This window comes from Rhizobium sp. Rhizsp82 (assembly GCF_047325115.1).
Classification (GTDB): Bacteria; Pseudomonadota; Alphaproteobacteria; order Rhizobiales; family Rhizobiaceae; genus Rhizobium.
In genome coordinates, this window is record NZ_CP168570.1 from 1,329,194 (window position 1) to 1,346,572 (window position 17,379).

Annotated in this window: 15 protein-coding genes; 5 read left to right on the forward strand and 10 right to left on the reverse strand. The window is 62.1% G+C overall.

Going from position 1 to position 17,379, the window contains the following annotated elements; translation table 11 throughout:
* The first annotated feature begins 147 nt into the window (after window positions 1-147).
* Both ACEN84_RS11255 and ACEN84_RS11260 read left to right on the forward strand, forming a co-directional pair.
* The gene (locus ACEN84_RS11255; protein ID WP_112713601.1) at window positions 148-843 is read left to right on the forward strand and encodes an orotate phosphoribosyltransferase; all 696 of its coding nucleotides are present in this window, start codon (window positions 148-150) and stop codon (window positions 841-843) included.
* Between the two features lie 61 nt (window positions 844-904).
* Complete coding sequence (locus tag ACEN84_RS11260) at window positions 905-1,831, forward strand: carbohydrate kinase family protein (protein WP_413710904.1); 927 nt, start codon at window positions 905-907, stop codon at window positions 1,829-1,831.
* 2 nt (window positions 1,832-1,833) lie between these two features.
* Here the strand turns inward: ACEN84_RS11260 and ACEN84_RS11265 are convergent, their stop codons facing one another.
* From ACEN84_RS11265 to ACEN84_RS11275, 3 genes are all read right to left on the reverse strand, one after another.
* Window positions 1,834-2,637: an alpha/beta fold hydrolase gene (locus ACEN84_RS11265; protein WP_413710905.1), complete on the reverse strand. Its 804-nt coding sequence runs from the start codon at window positions 2,635-2,637 to the stop codon at window positions 1,834-1,836.
* A 116-nt stretch (window positions 2,638-2,753) separates the two neighbouring features.
* Window positions 2,754-4,379, reverse strand: coding sequence for a glucose-6-phosphate isomerase (gene pgi / locus ACEN84_RS11270; protein WP_413710906.1), 1,626 nt, complete (start codon window positions 4,377-4,379; stop codon window positions 2,754-2,756).
* A 427-nt stretch (window positions 4,380-4,806) separates the two neighbouring features.
* Window positions 4,807-6,507 (reverse strand): long-chain fatty acid--CoA ligase, encoded by a 1,701-nt coding sequence (locus ACEN84_RS11275; RefSeq protein ID WP_413710907.1) that lies wholly within the window; start codon window positions 6,505-6,507, stop codon window positions 4,807-4,809.
* Between the two features lie 233 nt (window positions 6,508-6,740).
* On the opposite strand from ACEN84_RS11275, the gene ACEN84_RS11280 reads away from it, so the two are divergent.
* A complete protein-coding gene (locus tag ACEN84_RS11280) occupies window positions 6,741-7,133 on the forward strand; it encodes a PRC-barrel domain-containing protein (RefSeq protein WP_112714372.1) in 393 nt (130 codons plus the stop codon).
* Window positions 7,134-7,190: 57 nt separating this feature from the next.
* On the opposite strand, the gene ACEN84_RS11285 is transcribed toward ACEN84_RS11280, so the two are convergent.
* From ACEN84_RS11285 to ACEN84_RS11310, 6 genes are read right to left on the reverse strand one after another with little or no spacing between them, the layout of a single operon-like run.
* Window positions 7,191-9,632 (reverse strand): glycoside hydrolase family 2 protein, encoded by a 2,442-nt coding sequence (locus ACEN84_RS11285; protein ID WP_413710908.1) that lies wholly within the window; start codon window positions 9,630-9,632, stop codon window positions 7,191-7,193.
* Window positions 9,633-9,642: 10 nt separating this feature from the next.
* The gene (locus ACEN84_RS11290) at window positions 9,643-10,038 is read right to left on the reverse strand and encodes a VOC family protein (protein ID WP_199626096.1); all 396 of its coding nucleotides are present in this window, start codon (window positions 10,036-10,038) and stop codon (window positions 9,643-9,645) included.
* Window positions 10,039-10,084: 46 nt separating this feature from the next.
* Window positions 10,085-10,834 (reverse strand): ABC transporter permease, encoded by a 750-nt coding sequence (locus ACEN84_RS11295; protein ID WP_112713587.1) that lies wholly within the window; start codon window positions 10,832-10,834, stop codon window positions 10,085-10,087.
* Complete coding sequence (locus ACEN84_RS11300; protein WP_130279151.1) at window positions 10,831-11,775, reverse strand: ABC transporter ATP-binding protein; 945 nt, start codon at window positions 11,773-11,775, stop codon at window positions 10,831-10,833. The genes ACEN84_RS11295 and ACEN84_RS11300 overlap by 4 nt, the downstream gene beginning before the upstream one ends.
* Window positions 11,772-12,938: an ABC transporter permease gene (locus ACEN84_RS11305; RefSeq protein WP_413710909.1), complete on the reverse strand. Its 1,167-nt coding sequence runs from the start codon at window positions 12,936-12,938 to the stop codon at window positions 11,772-11,774. Before ACEN84_RS11305 ends, ACEN84_RS11300 begins: the two co-directional genes overlap by 4 nt.
* Window positions 12,939-12,996: 58 nt before the next feature.
* On the reverse strand, window positions 12,997-13,905 hold the full coding sequence (locus ACEN84_RS11310; RefSeq protein ID WP_203429657.1) for an ABC transporter substrate-binding protein: 909 nt from the start codon (window positions 13,903-13,905) through the stop codon (window positions 12,997-12,999).
* 420 nt (window positions 13,906-14,325) lie between these two features.
* On the opposite strand from ACEN84_RS11310, the gene ACEN84_RS11315 reads away from it, so the two are divergent.
* Complete coding sequence (locus ACEN84_RS11315) at window positions 14,326-15,537, forward strand: LysR family transcriptional regulator (protein ID WP_413710910.1); 1,212 nt, start codon at window positions 14,326-14,328, stop codon at window positions 15,535-15,537.
* A 34-nt stretch (window positions 15,538-15,571) separates the two neighbouring features.
* Window positions 15,572-16,294: a copper homeostasis protein CutC gene (locus tag ACEN84_RS11320; protein WP_413710911.1), complete on the forward strand. Its 723-nt coding sequence runs from the start codon at window positions 15,572-15,574 to the stop codon at window positions 16,292-16,294.
* A 6-nt stretch (window positions 16,295-16,300) separates the two neighbouring features.
* On the opposite strand, the gene ACEN84_RS11325 is transcribed toward ACEN84_RS11320, so the two are convergent.
* The gene (locus ACEN84_RS11325) at window positions 16,301-17,320 is read right to left on the reverse strand and encodes a zinc-binding alcohol dehydrogenase family protein (RefSeq protein WP_413710912.1); all 1,020 of its coding nucleotides are present in this window, start codon (window positions 17,318-17,320) and stop codon (window positions 16,301-16,303) included.
* Between the last annotated feature and the right edge of the window lie 59 nt (window positions 17,321-17,379).

A 17,379-nucleotide genomic window follows, 5' to 3' on the forward strand; every position in this document is an offset into this window, starting at 1 on the left:
CGAGGGCGCTACGCTGCGAACGCGCTATGGTTTTGCCGCTCCGGATGGCGCTCGCGCCCGCGTCGAACGTGCAAAAAGTTCCGGCACTGGAAAGATTTTTTCGTTGCTGCTATTGCCGCATAGCACCGTAAGCCGAAGGAGAGAGCCATGACCAAGACGACATTTCCCGACCGCGCCATTATGGCGGAACTCCTTGCCAAGATGCTCTGGGAAATCAAGGCGGTCCACTTCAACGCCGAGCAGCCCTATAAGCTCGCCTCCGGCATGGCCAGCCCCGTCTATATCGATTGCCGCAAGCTGCTCTCCTATCCGCGCGTCCGCTCGGCTGTGATGGATTTCGCCGCCAGCGTCATCACTCGCGACGCCGGTTTCGAGCGCTTCGATTGCATTGCCGGTGGCGAGACGGCCGGTATCCCCTTCGCGGCGCTCTTGGCGGATCGCCTCAGCCTGCCGATGATCTATGTGCGCAAGAAGCCGAAGGGCCACGGCCGCAATGCCCAGATCGAGGGTCATATGCCCGAGGGGTCGCGCGTTCTCGTCATCGAGGACCTGACGACCGCCGGCGGCAGCATGTTCACCTTCATCGATGCGATCCGCGCAGCCGGCGGCATCGTCGATCACGGCATGGCGCTCTTCTATTACGGCATCTTCAATGAAGGCGCCTTGCGCTTTGCCGATGGCAAGGTGAAGCTCCACCATATCGCCACCTGGCGCAACGTTCTGGCCGTCGCCAAGGAGCAGAAGCTGTTCGATGAGAAGACGCTGAGCGAAGTCGAAGCCTTCCTGGACGCGCCGCTCGCCTGGTCCGGCCGAAACGGTGGCGTAAGTGAGCTTTCGCTCTAGCCTTTTGACAAAAGCTCACTTATTGGATTGAGGCAACAAGAGCCTTCTGGGAGGAATTGCGATGATTTTGTGCTGTGGCGAAGCGCTGATCGATATGCTGCCGCGTGAGACGACGCTGGGTGAAAAGGGCTTTGCGCCCTATGCCGGCGGCGCGATCTTCAATACCGCGATTGCGCTCGGCCGCCTGCGCGTGCCGACTGCCTTTTTCACCGGCATTGCCGATGACATGATGGGCGAGATCCTGCTCGGCACGCTGAAGGCCAGCAATGTCGATTATAGCCCCTGCGCAATCACGCCGCGGCCCTCGACCATCGCCTTCGTCAAGCTCGTCAACGGCCAGGCGACCTACGCCTTCTACGACGAGGGCACGGCAGGGCGCATGATCACCACCGATGATCTTCCTGTTCTCGGTGACGATTGCGAAGCGCTGCATTTCGGCGCCATCAGCCTGATCCCGAGCCCCTGCGGCGAGACCTATGAGGCGCTGCTCGATCGCGAAGCCGCCAAGCGCGTCATCTCGCTCGATCCGAACATCCGCCCGGGCTTCATCAAGAACAAGGAAGCCCACATGGCGCGCATCAAGCGCATGGCCGCCAAGTCGGATATCCTGAAGTTCTCTGACGAGGACCTCGAATGGTTCGGCCTCGAAGGCAGCCATGACGATCTCGCTGCCTACTGGCTGAAGCAGGGCGCCAAGCTCGTCGTCATCACCAAGGGCGCTGAAGGCGCATCCGGCTACACCAACGAGCGCAAGGTCACCGTGCCGAGCGAGCGCGTCACCGTGGTCGATACCGTCGGTGCAGGCGATACGTTCGACGCCGGCGTTCTGGCGTCGCTGAAGATGGACAACCTGCTGACCAAGGCGCAGGTCGCCTCTCTCGACGAGAAGGCGTTGGGCAATGCCCTGGCGCTCGGCGCCAAGGCTGCGGCTGTCACCGTCTCCCGTGCTGGCGCGAACCCGCCATGGGCACGCGAAATCGGCCTCTGAGATCAGGTCTGGCCGCCGAGAAAGGCCAGCACCTCGCGATTGAAGAGGGCTGGCCGCTGCAGCGGCGCAAAATGGCTGACGCCTGATATGAGAACGAACGCGGCGTCAGGGATTGTTTTCGCGAGATAATCCATGTGTTCGCGGCGGATGAACTCGTCGCTCTCGCCGATCGCAACCGTGACCGGCACCTTGATCGCCGCTAGTTCTGCAGCCTTATAATTCGGCTCGCTCTGCATCATCTTCCCGACATCCGCCACGAAAGCTTCGAAATCCTCAGGTGTTGTCGAAAGCGCCTGATAGTCCTTCCGGTGACGGCTGAAGCAGCGGTCTATGACGGGCGTCGGGCGGAACTCTAGCGTTCCAGTCGCATCCATGTTGCAGGCGAAGAAGAACACGCCCGAGACGCGCTCCGGATGCCGGTCGGCAAGGATCAACGCCGTACACGCGCCGTCGCTCCAGCCGATGACTGATGCCTTCTCAATCTCCAGACGATCCATCACGGCAAGCACGTCGCCGGACATCAGCACATAGCTGAACGGCCGGTCGTCACGCGTGCTGCGGCCATGGCCCCGGCTGTCGACGACGATGACGCGATATCCCGCATCGACGAGCGCCGGCACCTGATAGCCCCAATTCCCGGCATTCCCGAGCCCGCCATGCAGCAGGATCACCGTCGGACCGGCGCCATAGCTGGCGTACCAGATCTCAGCACCGTCACTCGATACCCGGCCTTCAGCGCCGGAGGCGGGGAGCGGCTCGGCGCCGTCTTCATCGAATTTGAAAAGCTCGTCGTCGGCGAATTCCATGGGCAATCTCCTCGCGCATTTCCCATAGGACGAATAGATGGCCCGTCATTCGACAGCATCAAACAAAAAAGCCCACCCGCGCTGGCGGATGGGCTCGATAAGCGATCAAAGGTGCCTTACTTGGCGAGCTTTGCCAGAGCGGCGACGAGACCTTGCGTCGAGGAATCGTGGCCGGCAGCGCTTTCCTTGCCTTCGACGACAGGCAGCAGGCCGGTCGCCAGTTCCTTCCCGAGCTCGACGCCCCACTGGTCGAAAGAGTTGATGCGGAAGAGCACGCCTTCGACGAAGACGCGGTGCTCATAGAGTGCGATCAGGCGGCCGAGCGCGAAAGGCGTCAGCTTGTCATAGACGAAGGTGATCGACGGGCGGTTGCCGGTGAAGACACGGTGCGGCGCGATGAAATCGGCCTTCTTGTCGTCCATGCCCTTGTCGGTCAGCTGCTTCTTGGCCTCCTCGAAAGTGCGGCCCTTCATCAGTGCTTCCGACTGCGCCAGAACGTTTGACATCAGCAGCTGGTGCTGGTGGCGCAGCTCGGGCTCGAAGGCATTGGCGGCGATCATGAACTCGGCGGGGATGATGCTCGTGCCCTGATGGATCAGCTGGTAGAAGGCGTGCTGGCCGTTGGTGCCGGGCTCGCCCCATACCACCGGACCGGAATTGCCTTCGACCGGCGTACCGTCGATCGTCACACCCTTGCCGTTCGATTCCATGTCGAGCTGCTGCAGATAGGCCGGGAAGCGCGACAGGCGCTGGTCATAGGGTAGGACGGCGCGCGTCGGATAGCCAAGAACGTTGCGATGGTAGAAGCCGATCAGGCCGAGCAGCATCGGCAGGTTTTCGGTAATCGGAGCCTGACGGAAGTGATTGTCGACGGCATGGGCGCCATCGAGGAACTTGCCGAAATTCTCGGGGCCGATAGCGATCATGATCGGCAGGCCGATGGCAGACCACAGCGAGTAGCGGCCGCCGACCCAATCCCAGAAGCCGAAGACCCGCTCGCTGCCGATGCCGAAAGCAGCCACCTTGTCGAGCGCCGTGGAAACGGCGGCGAAATGATGCTGAACGGCGGCGTCGCCGAGAGCCTTGGCGATGAAGTTGCGCGCCGTCTGCGCGTTGGTCATCGTCTCGACCGTCGTGAAGGTCTTCGAAGCGATGATGAACAGCGTGGTTTCAGGCTGCACGAGCTTCAACGTGTCGGCAATGTGCGCGCCGTCGATGTTCGACACGAAATGCGCGCGTGGACCATCGTGGAAAGGCGCCAGCGCCAGCGTCGCCATCACCGGACCGAGATCCGAGCCGCCGATACCGATATTGACGACATCGGTGATCTTCTTGCCAGTCGCGCCCTTCAGCGCGCCCGAGCGGATGCCATCGGCAAACTTGCCCATGGCGGCGAGCACCGAGTTGACGTCAGGCATGACATCCTTGCCGTCGACGATAACAGGCGTGTTGGAGCGGTTGCGCAGCGCGGTGTGCAGCACGGCGCGATCTTCGGTGAAGTTGATCGCCTTGCCGGAGAACATCTCGTCACGCTTCTTCGCGACGCCGCCTTCTTCGGCGAGCTTGACGAGCAGCGCCAGGATCTCGTCGTTCACCGCGGTCTTCGAATAGTCCATCAGGAGATCGTCGAGGGAGGCGGTAAAGCGCGAGAAGCGCTTGGGATCGGCGGCGAAGGCAGCGCGGATATCGGTGGCTTTGGTGGCGGCCGCAGTGCTCTTCAGCTTTTCGACGATGGCATTCATGGGAGGCTCCTTTGGAGGCGGAGAGGGTTGCGGAAACTATTCGCTTTGTAGGGCGCAAATCAAGTTCAGCCACAAGCTGCCTGCAAAAAATGACACAAGTTGTGCCGCGCTTGATGAAAAGGGAGAGTGCGGGTATATTTATGGAGTGGCAGACGGAGTTGTAGCTCCGCCCGCCGTTGCCTATGACTTTTGGATTGTGACCCGGACGGACACTGACCAGCTCGTCCGGGTTTTCCGCACCATAAGCGTAACGCTTAGCGGTTTATACCACATGGCATTACCTCCGTTTCGCAAAGCAAGGCTCTTGCCAAAGCCGGCGCGGCCCATCCTCACCGGTGGGCCGGCTGGTCTCGGCCCATGCTGCTTCTGCTATTGAAACGGGCTGATGAAATCACATCTTATGGTTGCTTTCAATTGTGCGTGAGGATCAACCGCGCAGATCCTTGCGCAGGATCTTCCCGACCGGGCTTTTCGGCAGCTCGTCGCGGAATTCGATGATCCGCGGGCGCTTGTAGTTGGTGAGGTTCTCGGCGCAATGCGCCTTCACTTCGGCCTCCGTCAGGTTGGGATCCTTGCGCACGACGAAGAGCTTGACCGTCTCGCCTGAATGGCCATCCGGAACGCCGACCGCGGCGGCTTCGAGAATGCCCGGGTGCATAGCCGCCACTTCCTCGATTTCGTTCGGATAGACGTTGAAGCCGGAGACGAGGATCATATCCTTCTTGCGATCGACGATCTTGGTATAGCCACGCTCGTCCATGAAGCCCATGTCGCCGGTGCGGAAATAGCCGTCCGGGGTCATGACCCGCGCCGTCTCCTCCGGCTTGTTCCAGTAGCCGGCCATCACCTGCGGTCCGCGGATGCAGATCTCGCCGATTTCGCCGAGCGGCAGCGAATTGCCGTCCTCGTCGCGGATATCAAGTTCGGTCGAGGGTATGGGCAGGCCGATCGAGCCGGTGAATTCCGGGGAATCGAAGCGGTTGGCGGTGGCAACAGGCGACGTCTCCGAAAGACCATAGCCTTCGGTGATATGCGAGCCGGTCATCTTCAGCCAGCGTTCGGCCACCGGCCGCTGCACGGCCATGCCGCCGCCGAGCGACATGACGAGCGACGAGAAGTCGAGCTTGGCAAACTCGGCATTGTTCATCAGCGCGTTGAAGAGCGTGTTGAGGCCGGGGAAGATATGGACATTCGCCTTGCTGAATTCCTTTACGAAGCCCGGAATGTCGCGCGGGTTGGCGATCAGGATGTTATGCGCGCCGAGCGACATGCCCATCAGCGAATTCACCGTCAGCGCAAAGATATGGTAGAGCGGCAGGGCGCAGAGGAAGTTCAGCACATCCGGCTGCTTCTTCTTGTCGAAGGCCGATTTCAGCCAGAGCTGCAGTTGCAGCTTGTTGGCGAGCAGGTTGCGATGCGTCAGGATCGCGCCTTTGGCGACACCCGTCGTGCCGCCGGTATATTGCAGGAAGGCGATGTCGTCGCCGCCGAGCGTCGGGCGCTGCAGCGACCGTCCCGCACCTTCCGACAGAACCTGCTTGAAGGTCTTGTGCTGCGGGATCGACCAGGACGGCACGAGCTTCTTGATCTTGCGCACAACCAGGTTGACGATCAGCCCCTTGGCGCCGAGCATCTCACCGAGCGAAGTGACGACCACATGGCGGACGTCGGTCTTGACCAGGACCTGCTCCACCGTGCGGGCAAAATTCTCCAGCACGAAGATCGCCTTCGCGCCGGCATCACGCAGCTGATGTTCGAGTTCACGCGGCGTATAGAGCGGATTGACGTTCACGACGGTCAGCCCGGCGCGCAGGATGCCATAGACGGCGACCGGGTTCTGCAACACGTTCGGCATCATCACGGCGACGCGATCACCCTTCTGCAGGCCGAGGCTCTGCAGCCAGGCGGCGACCTTGCGGGTCTGCACTTCGAGATCACGGTAGGTCAGCGCCTTCCCCATGCTGGAGAAGGCGACGCGATCGGCATAGCGCTCACAGGACTTTTCCAGCAGTTCGGCAACCGATTCGTATTCCAGCGGCGGAATTTCGGCCGGTACGATATCCGGATAGGTCGCGAGCCAAGGCTTCTGCCGCTTTTCGCCACCTGTATGCACGGAAATGCTGTTCATCGTGTCTCTCTCCCTATCCGGCCACGGTGCCGGTTCGCGGCTGCCGGCCGGACGATCCTCCATCATCCTTGCGGGCAGCTTATGCCAATGGCCGAACGGTTCAAGCCGCTATAAGCGTTACACTAACTTTGACGTAAACGTCAACAATTCGCCTCCGTACATTTGAAACGGATGCGGGAACAATGATTCCGGCCTGGCGTTTTCCAATCATGCAAACAGCAAAGGAGCTGAAAATGCTTAATCAGGGTACAGACGCCAGCCGCCGCGATCCCAACGTAAAGGACACGCATTCGCTGATCGCCAGCGACCGCGTGGAAGGCACCCGCGTTTATGGTGCAGATGGCAAGCATATCGGCTCGATCGAGCGCTTGATCATCGGCAAGCGCGATGGCCGTGTCGCCTATGCCGTACTGAGCTTTGGCGGCTTCCTGGGGATCGGTCACGATCACTATCCGCTGCCGTGGGAAAAGCTGAACTACGATACGCAACTCGACGGCTACCGTATCGATCTCACCAAGGAGCAGATCGAAGGCGCGCCGAGCTACGCGGACGATGACGACACCTGGTACAACGATAATGGCCGCCGTGTTTACGACTATTACGGTGTGCCGCCGTACTGGATGTAAGTCGTTCGCTAGGACGAGCCGGAAAAGGCCCCGCCGCGTGCGGGGCCTTTTGGCGTTTTAGGGCAGGAGATCGTTGGCGCAGCGCAGGACGACGCCTTGCGTGATGTCTTCAGCCTTGAACGTCCTCCTGGTCCTGATCGAGAACGTATGGCTTTCGCCCGGCAGGAGAGTGATCAGCATGCTGTCGACGACGGCCGCGGGATCCAGCCGGTCGATCACCAGGCAGAGATCCTTCAGGAAAGTCCCCGCTGTGACCGTCACATCGACGCCATCGGCAGTGGCACTGACCGAAACCTTCATCTCAGGCTTCGGCAGTTTCAGATCGATATCCTCGACGAAATAGTGGAAGGCGCGCTTGTCGAGCATCTGCACCACCACGACCTCGTTCGCCGCGTCGTCAGGCGTCGCAATGTCGTCCGCAAGCTCGAATTCCTTCGCTTCGAACCGGTCGCAGAGCAGCCGCCAGAATTCGAACTCGGCCAGCACCGTGCCATCGAGCCGAACGCGCTTGCCCGAGATTTTCGCTCGCCAGAACAATGTCCGCTCGTTGACGGCAACGGCTGCGAGCTTGTCGCCACGCGGCTGGATGGTCAGCAGGCGCGGATCGAACGCCTGCTGCATCGCATACCAGAGAGGCTTGCGCCGCCCGGCGGAATCGAGCGCTGCCCATGAGGTCACAGGCCAGCAATCGTTGAACTGCCAGACAACAGCGCCCTTGCAGATCGCCCGGTGCGAGCGCATGTGCTCGATCGCGAAGCGGATAGCGCGTGCCTGATTGAGCTGCGTCGCGAAATGCCAGTCATCCATCGTGTCTGGCACCGGCAGGTGTCCGGCAAGGCCGCGGATCAGCTTCTCATTGCCCTGCGTCGCCTTCTGATGATGGAAGACGCCGTGCGATTGCGGCGTCAGCGGTGCATCATGCACGCTCTCCTCCAGCGTCGCCCAGTTCGGTGGCGCCTGCCAGCCGAATTCGGAGCAGAAGCGCGGGATATAGTTGCGGTAGACCTCCCAGCCCACATCGTTCCAGACATCCCAGATATGCTTGCAACCGTGACGATCGTCGTTCGGCTCAATATCCATCGTGCCGGAGTAAGGGCTGCCGGGATAGTAAGGTCTGTCAGGATCGAGTTCGGCGCAGAGTTTCGGCAGGACGTCTAGATAATAGCCGAGACCCCAGCTGACGCCGTCCTTGATGATCGGGCGCCAGCCCCATTCGTCGAAGCCCCAGATATTCTCGTTATTGCCGTTCCAGACGATCAGCGAAGCATGCGGCATCAGTCTGACGACATTGTCGCGAACCTCGGCCTCCACTTCGCTGCGCAGTGGTTCCTCCTCGGGATAGGAGGCGCAGGCAAAGAGGAAATCCTGCCAGACCATCATGCCGGCCCGGTCGCAGGCCTCGTAGAACTCGTCTCGCTCGAAAATGCCGCCGCCCCAGACGCGCAGCAGATTGATATTGGCCGCCTTCGCCTCGTCGATCCGCGCCGCATAGCGCTCGGCGGTGACGCGCGACGGGAAGCAATCGTCGGGGATCCAGTTGGCGCCGCAGGCAAAGAGCGGAACGTCGTTGACGACGAAGGTGAAGGCTGAGCCGTGCTCATCCGGCGCGGTGTCGAGGCGAACGGAGCGGAAGCCGATCTCCTTGGAATAGCTGTCCAGCATATGGCCGTCGCTATCGCGAAGTTCGATCAAGAGCGGATAGAGCGGTTGCCCGCCGAGGTGATGTGGCCACCAGATCTGCGGCGAGGGAACCGTCAGCTTGAAGCTTGCTTCGCCTGAAGCGCCGACCTCGATAGTCTGCGATACGCCGCCGATCTGCGCAACGATCGAGCAGCCAGGACCGTCCTGCTCGGCAGCGATCTTCGCGTTGATCGTCACGACGCCATCGCTACCGGCGAGCGTCGCGGAAACGCGCGTCTCCGTCAGGCGGGCGCGATCCCAGCTTTCAAGCCGCACCGGCTTCCAGATACCCGCCGTCACCAGCGTCGGACCCCAATCCCAACCGAAGTTGCAGGCCATCTTGCGCATCAGGTTGCCAGGGCCGGGATAGTTGTTCGGCCGGTAGCCGTACTGCTTTTCCATCTCCGCGCCATAGGCATAGGCGGAATGGAAGGTAACGGTCAGGTCGTTCGCTCCGGCCCTGAGGCGGCTCGAGACATCGAAGCGATAGGTGCGATGCTGGTTGAAGGTCCGGCCGATCTCTTCGCCGTTCAACCGGATCGTCGCGATCGTATCCAGCCCGTCGAAGACCAGTTCCTGCACTCTGCCGGTTTCAGGCGCCGCATCGAAGCTGAGCCGGTAGACCCATTCGCAGCGGCCGATCCAGTCGTTGGTGATCTCGTTGACATCGAGATAGGGATCCGGAATGAGGCGGGCCGCCAGCAGATCGGTATGGACGCAGCCGGGCACGGTGGCGGGGATGGTTTCGGGCAGTCCGGGCCGGGCTGTATCGTTGCAGGAAAGGGTCCAGCCGGTGTGAAGCTCTGTTTTCTCGATCATGCGGATGCTCTTACTGGAAACGGCCGTGGCGCTGCAGGACTTCGATCTTGTAGCCGTCGGGATCAGTGATGAAGAAGAACAGGGCGAAGAGCTTGCCGTCGCGGTTGAGCTCGACCAGCTTGCCGGGGTTGCGCCCGGCCTTCTCCAGCCGCGCGTGTTCGACAGCCACTTCATCGACGGAGACGGCGAGATGGCCATATCCGTCACCGAGATTGTAGGGCTCGATGCGGCCCTTGTTGACCGTCAATTCCAACTCGAAGCCGGTCTCGGGATTGCTCATGTAGATGAGCGTGAAGGTCTCGAAGTCGATGCGATCGGCAACCTTGAGGCCGAAGACCTTGCCGTAGAACTCGACGGATCGCGCCTCGTCGAGAACGCGGATCATGGAGTGGATCATCTTTGCCAAGGCGGCCTCCTCTTGCCGTATCACGGCAGCCTTGGTAGCCGCCGGATCAGGCGGGGCGCAAGCCAATTCTACGGGTAATCGCGCTTTCGACGACACCCATGGCGTCATAGATCAGCACCGCCATCAGGCCGACGATCAGGCCACCCTGTAGGATGAATGCCGTGTTGTCGGAAATCAGTCCGGCAATGATCACTTCGCCAAGCCCCTTGGCGGCAACTGTCGAGCCGATTGTCGCCGTGCCGATATTGATGACGGTCGCCACCTTCAGACCTTCGAGGATCAGCGGCAGCGCGAGCGGAAGCTCCACCTTGAAGAGCCGCTGCGTCGGGTTCATCCCCATGCCGTCGGCCGCATCGAGCACGGCGGGGTTGACCTGCCGAATGCCGGAAACGGTGTTCTCGAAGATCGGCAGCAGGCCATAGAGAAACAGCGCGATCAGCGTCGGCCCGGCGCCGAAACCGGTCGCGGGAACGGCGAGCGCCAGCACGGCGACCGGCGGAAAGGTCTGACCGGCATTGGCGATGGCGCGCGACAGCGGCAGGAAATCGGCGCCGCTTTTACGGGTGACGAAGACACCGGCGAGGATCGCCAGGATCGCCGTGCAGATAATCGAGCCGATGACGAGTTCGAGATGCGCCAGCGCCAGCGAGGGTAGGCTGTTCTGCGTGTAGACGGGTGGGGCGTTGTTGCTGGTCAGCGGCACGAGCATGAAGGAGAGCCACTCCGTCCTGAAGAGCAGGATCAGGAGCAGCACGAAAGCCGCCACACGGAAGATATTGGCGACGACAAACTTCATGCCTTGCGGCCCAGTTCGAGAAGCTTTGCCATCGAGATCGAGCCGACAGGCGCCTTCGCGCCATCGGTTACCGCCGCTTCATCGGCACCCTGCCAGATCATCTCGGCCAGCGCATCGCGCAGGCTGAGAGATTGCGGCAGCGTGAAGCCGAGGCCGCTCTTTGCCGGCGCCATGCTTTCCTTCAGCGGCGAAAGCGACATCAGCTTCAGCGCCCGGTCAGACGTACCAGTCAGCTGCTGCACGAAGGGATCGGCAGGTTCGGTGAGGATCTTCTCCGGCGTCGAGCATTGCAGCAGCTTGCCGCCACTCATCACCGCGATCTGGTTGCCGAGATGGAAGGCCTCGTCCATGTCGTGGGTGACGAGAATGACGGTCGTGCCGAACTGCTTCTGGATCGCCAGCAGATCGTCCTGCGCCTTGCCGCGAATGACGGGGTCCAGCGCGCCGAAAGGCTCGTCCATGAGCAGCACTTCCGGCTCTGCCGCAAGCGCGCGTGCGACGCCGACACGCTGCTGTTGGCCGCCGGAGAGCTGATGCGGGTATTTCTCGGCGAAGGTCGCCGGGTCGAGATTGAAGAGGCCGAGCAACTCATCGACGCGCTTGGCGATCCGCGCGCCATCCCAGCCAAGAAGCTGCGGCACGGTCGCGATATTCTGCGCGACGGTGCGATGCGGGAAAAGGCCGTGGCCCTGGATCGCATAACCGATCTTGCGGCGAAGCTCGGTCACCGGCGCGTCCATGACATTCTGGCCGGCAACGAAAATCTCGCCTTCAGTGATTGGCACCAGCCGGTTGATCATCCGCATCAGCGTCGACTTGCCGGAACCGGACGTGCCGACGATGACGGTCACCGATCCCTTTTCGACGCTCATCGAGACATTGTCGACAACGGTGGCGGCGCCGTAGCGCTTGGTGACGTTCCTGATCTCGATCATGGTCATGCGGCGGATCCCCGTATGCTGTCGATGACCGCATCAAGGATGACGGCCGATGAGAAGGCGAAGAAGACTGTCGGTACGGCGCCGAGCATCACCAGATCCATCGCCGTCTGGCCGATGCCCTGGAAGATGAAGATGCCGAAGCCGCCGCCGCCGATGAGTGCGGCAATGGTCACGAGGCCGATGGCCTGGACGAGCACGATGCGGATGCCGGTGACGATGACGGGCAGGGCCAGCGGCAGGTCGATCCCGGTCAGGATCTGGCGTCGCGTCAGGCCCATGCCGGCTGCCGCATCGCGCACCGAGGGATCGACGCCTTCGAGGCCGACCACGGTATTGGCGACGATCGGCAGCAGCGAATAGAGCACGAGCGCAATCAGCGCCGGCGCCGTGCCGATGCCGCGAATGCCGAGCTCGGCGGCCAGCGGCACATACGTGGCGATGTAGCCGAGCGGCAGCATCAGGATGCCGAAGAGCGCCAGGCTCGGGATCGTCTGGATGAGGCTGAGACCCTGCAGCACGGCGGCGCGAAGTTTAGGCACCCAGAAGCAGAAGATGCCGAGAGGCAGGCCGATGACGATGGCAATCGCCAGCGAACCGAAAGCCAGGAGAAGATGCGATTTGGCTTCCGTCCAGAACTGCGCCGAACGCGTGGCGAATTCCTTCATGATCGACAGGCTGTCGAGCAGCCCGGATGTCAGGCACACGGCCAGCAGCGCGCTGTAGGCAACGAGAGCGCCGACCCGCATCCAGGGCGTAAGCCGGATCTTGACCAGCGCATCGGAGATGATCAGGCCGACGACGCCGAGCAGGATCCAGAAGCTGCCGCCGGGCGTCATGCGCGCCGCATTGCTGTTGGCGGGCGTGAAGGCCGTTGCGGCAAAGCCGATCGCGGCGATCAGCGCCGCAAGCGCAAGCGTACCGATCGCAAGCCGCAGCACGGCATTCTGCAGGAAGAGCGCTGCAAAGGCGGTGGCGACGAGCAGGAGGGTGAGAATGATGGCGGCGGGCTGGTCGAGAAGCTGCGTGAGAAGCATCGGCTTGCCTGAGGCAATGCGGTTTGCCTTCACATAGATGAAGGGCAGAAGTGCAGTGGCAAGAACGCCAGCAATCACCAGAACCACGCCGAGCCGGTCCAGTTTGCGGACCGCTAAGGTTTCTTCCATCGATCCATCCCTGTCCGGAAAGAAGGATGCTCCGCCCCGGAGGGCGGAGCACTGCGAATTACTTCAGGAAACCTTTTTCCTTCAGGTAGCCTTCGGCAACGGACTTCGCCGGCTCGCCATCGACCTGGATCTTGGCGTTGAGCTTGCGCAGCTCGTCAGCCGTCAGGCTCTTGAAGATCGGCGCGAGAACTTCCTCGATCTTCGGATTGGCCTTCAGCACTTCCTCGCGAATGATCGGGGTCGGCGCATAGACCTGCTGCACGCTCTTGTCGTCTTCGAGAACGACGAGTTCGGCCGCCGCGATGGCGCCGTCGGTGCCGTAGACCATGGCGGTGTTGACGCCGTTGGTCTGGTCGGCTGCCGCCTTGATCGTCGCTGCAGTGTCGCCGCCGGAGAGAACGACTTCCTGGTCGGCCGTCAGCTTGAAGCCGTAGGTCGTCTGGAAGGCGGGCAGCGCGCCGGCGGAATTCACGAACTCGGCGGAAGCCGCGAGCTTCGCAGCGCCGCCACCGGCAACCCACTTGCCGAAATCGGACATGGTCTTGAGATTGTTCGGGCCGGCGACATCGCTGCGCACAGCGAGAGCCCAGGTGTTGTTGGCAGGCGAGGGCGTCAGCCAGACGATCTTGTTGGCGTCATAGTCCAGCTTCTTGGCCATCTCGTAGCCCTGGTCGATATTTTTCCAGGCGGCGTCATCAGCCTTGTTGAAGAAGAAGCCGGCATTGCCCGTATACTCAGGATAGATGTCGATTTCGCCGGCGGTGATCGCCTTGCGAACGACAGGCGTTGCGCCGAGCGCGATGCGGTCCTGCGTCTTGATGCCGTTGGCTTCGAGGGCGAGCGCGATGACGTTGCCGAGCAGCGTGCCTTCGGTATCTATCTTCGACGAAACGACGACGTCGGCAGCATGGGCCGCACCCGCCGCGAAGGCGGAAATAGAAACGGCAAGCGCGAGTTTCTTCAGCATGGAGTGTCCCCTTGGTTAACACCGTTTACGAACGCGGAGACCCTGGCGGAAAGCTCCACGCGTGAAATCCCCCGGCCCAGACGGACAACCCGCCGGAATGCCGGACCTACGAGCATCATGGAAATAGTGTGCGCTCTCGAAAAATCGATGCAACCCCTCTCCAGTATTTGCGATCGCGGCGCGATTATCGCCGTGAAAGCAACGCCATGCGCGCAATTGCATTTCGTTCTGCAACGCCGCAGCGATTTGTTTTTGTCCCCTTGCGTGTTTCCACGATCATCGGGTGCTCAATCGCCTCATCAGCCACCGGCCCCGCTTTTCTTGTCCGGTGACGATAGCCTGCGGATTCCGAAAAGGGATATCTTTTTTCGTGAACACACAATAGTGTCCGCTTTTCAGTCACTTCCGGAGGTCAGCGCTTTGCATCTTGGCGCTCTTTTTATCGCCAGCCACGTCCTCTCGTCGGGGTCGGTCAGGGAGACGGCGCGGCGCTTCTCGCTTGCTGCGTCGACGGTCTCTGCGGCCGTCTCGAACCTCGAAAGCGAGCTGGCGCTGAAGCTGACGGAACGTAGCGCCGGAGAGTTGGTGACGCTGATCGCAAGCAGCCAGGTGCGCCAGGGATTGACGCCGATACTGGAGGCGATCGCGCAGCTCGCCGAGCTATCCGGAGAGGCGCCGGAGGAGTTCGAAGGCTGGGCCGCGCGCATCCCGGTAAAGATCGCTACGATGGAGCGCTTCCTTGAAGTCGCCGATCAGGGCAGCATCAATCGCGCCGCCCGCCGCCTCGGCCTCGGTCAGCCGCAGCTTTCGCTGCAGATAGCTAATCTGGAGAAGTTCACCGGCCAGAAGCTTTTCGAGCGGCAGGCCCAGGGCTCGGCATTGACGGAGGATGGCAGGCGCGCCTACGCGATCTTCTCGGCAATCAGCCAGGCCTGGAACGATCTGAAATCGGCGGCAGACGAACGCTATCAGCGCACGGCGCGCTCGCTGCGCATCGGCTCGATCATCCCGACGGGTGCGGAAAGCTGGGTGGCCCGCTGCCTTGGCGCGCTCGTCGCCGACTGGAATAGCGGCCGCAACAAGAATGCCATCTCGCTGATTTCGATGACCGCCGACGATTTGCGTGAAGCGCTGAAATCCGGCCGCATCGACGTCGCCATCCTCGATTCCGTCTTCGGCCTCGAAAGCTTCCAGAACCGCGAACTGCTGCGCACCGATCTCGTCGCGATCGCCCCGCCCGGCAGCACGGAGACGGATGTCGCAGCGCTGGTCGCCGCCCACCCGATCTGCACGCCGAGCGAGCGCACCGGCTTGGGTGACGCTGCAACGGAACTAAGCCGCGCCGGCATGGTAAGCCGCCGCTTCCGCAATCAGGATATCCGGGCGGCGGACTCCCTGCCCGTGATCGTCGATCTCGTCGCCAATCACGGCTATGTCTCGTTCCTCGGTCGCGTCAGCGCGCTGCCGATCGCTGATCGCGTCCGGATCGTAGATCTCGCCGAGCCGATCCCGATTTCCTATCATGTTGCCTTCAATCACCGGAAAGCCTCGGCCGATGCCTGCACGATGATCATCGAGGCCGTCCGTAAAATCGTCGGCCAGCCCATCGCAAAATCGCCGGTCATGGCGTAGAGCGTTCGGCGCGCCAATACGAGGGAGATGAGAGATGCCGGTTTTGCTTGAAGTATGCGTCGACAGTGCCAAGGGCCTTGCCGCCGCAATCGAAGGCGGCGCCAACCGCATCGAGCTCTGCTCTGCTCTCGAAGTCGGCGGCCTGACCCCGGTCGCAGGCATGATGAAGGCCGCAGCGGCGGCACCGATCCCCGTCTATGCGATGATCCGCCCGCACGCGGGCCCGTTCATCTTCGATGCGGCTGACGAGATGGCGATGATGGCGGATATCGATGCCGTCAGGGCTTTCGGCCTCGCCGGCGTCGTCATCGGCGCCAACCGGCCCGATGGCACGCTCGACATGCCGCTCATCCATCGCCTCAAGGCGCATGCCGCGGGCCTCGGCTCGACGCTGCATCGCGCTTTCGATCTCGTTCCGGATGCCGACGCGGCGCTGGAGCAGGCGGTCGAGCTCGGCTGCGAACGCATCCTCACCTCGGGCTGCGTGCCGAAGGCGATGGACGGTCTGGAAACCCTGAAGCGTCTTTCCGCCAGGGCCGCCGGTCGCATCTCGATCATGCCGGGAAGCGGCGTTCGTCCGTCAAACGCCGCCGAAATCCTGCGTGCCACCGGTGCCCGGGAAATCCACGGTTCCTGCAGCTCGCCGGTCGCGAGCATGGACCCGCGAGCCGTTGCTTTCGGCTTCGAAGCGCCGAGCTGCAATCAGACGGATACCGCAGTCGTCAGGCAGATGCGCCAGGTCATCGACGCGATCTGAACGGGATCAACCGGCGACCTTGATGACGGCTTTGATCAGACCGCTCTTCTCATGTGCCCAGCGGGCCAGATCCCGCGGTGCATCGGCGAGCGTCGTGCGGTGTGTGATCAGCTTCTCGACCGGAACGAGACCCTTGGCGATCGAATCCGCCACATGCTCGAAATCGACGCGCGTCGCATTGCGGCTACCGATCACCATCATTTCCCGCTTGTGAAATTCGGGGTCGGAGAAGCGGATATCGTCCTTGACGACGCTGACGAGCACCAGTGCGCCGCCATGGGCAACGAGACCGAAGGCCTTCTCCATCGATGGCCCGTAGCCGGTCGCATCGAACACCACGTCGAAACCATCGCCATCCGTCGCGGCCTTGACCGCATCCGCAACCGCCTCATTCGCAACGATGCCGGACTGGAAGCCGAAACGCTCGGCCGCCATCTGCAGCCGTTCGGCGCTGGTGTCGAGCAGCGTCACCTCATGACCTGCAATTCGCGAGAAGATTGCGGCACCGAGCCCGATCGGCCCGGCACCGATGACCAGGGAGCGAGAGCCAGCAGGCGCCATCGAGCGGCGCACGGCATGGGCGCCGATCGCCAGGAATTCGACCGTCGCGGCAGCCTCGAGGCTCAACCCCTTGGCGGCGTAGAGATTGCTGGCCGGAACGGTAATCTCTTCGCAAAAGGCCCCGTCGGTATGAACGCCGAGAACCTTGATGTTGGTGCAGCAGTTCGGCTTGCCCTTGCGGCAGGCAACGCAGCTTCCGCAGGAAAGGTAAGGGTTGACGATCACAGGCGTGCCCACCGCCATCGCCACGCCGTCGCCGGCTTCGATGACGGTTGCCGAAATCTCGTGGCCCATGACGCGCGGATATTCGAGGAAGGGATGCTTGCCTTCGAAGATGTGGTAGTCCGTGCCGCAGATGCCGACATGGCTGACCGCCAGCCGCACCCAGCCGGGAGCGGGCGTGCCGGGGGAAGGGCGCTCGACGGTTTCGAGCACACCGGGCTTCTGGCAAAGCACTGCTTTCATCTTGGTTCTCGCATTCTGAAATGAAGAAGCCGGCCTCGCGACCGGCTTCATGTCGTTGT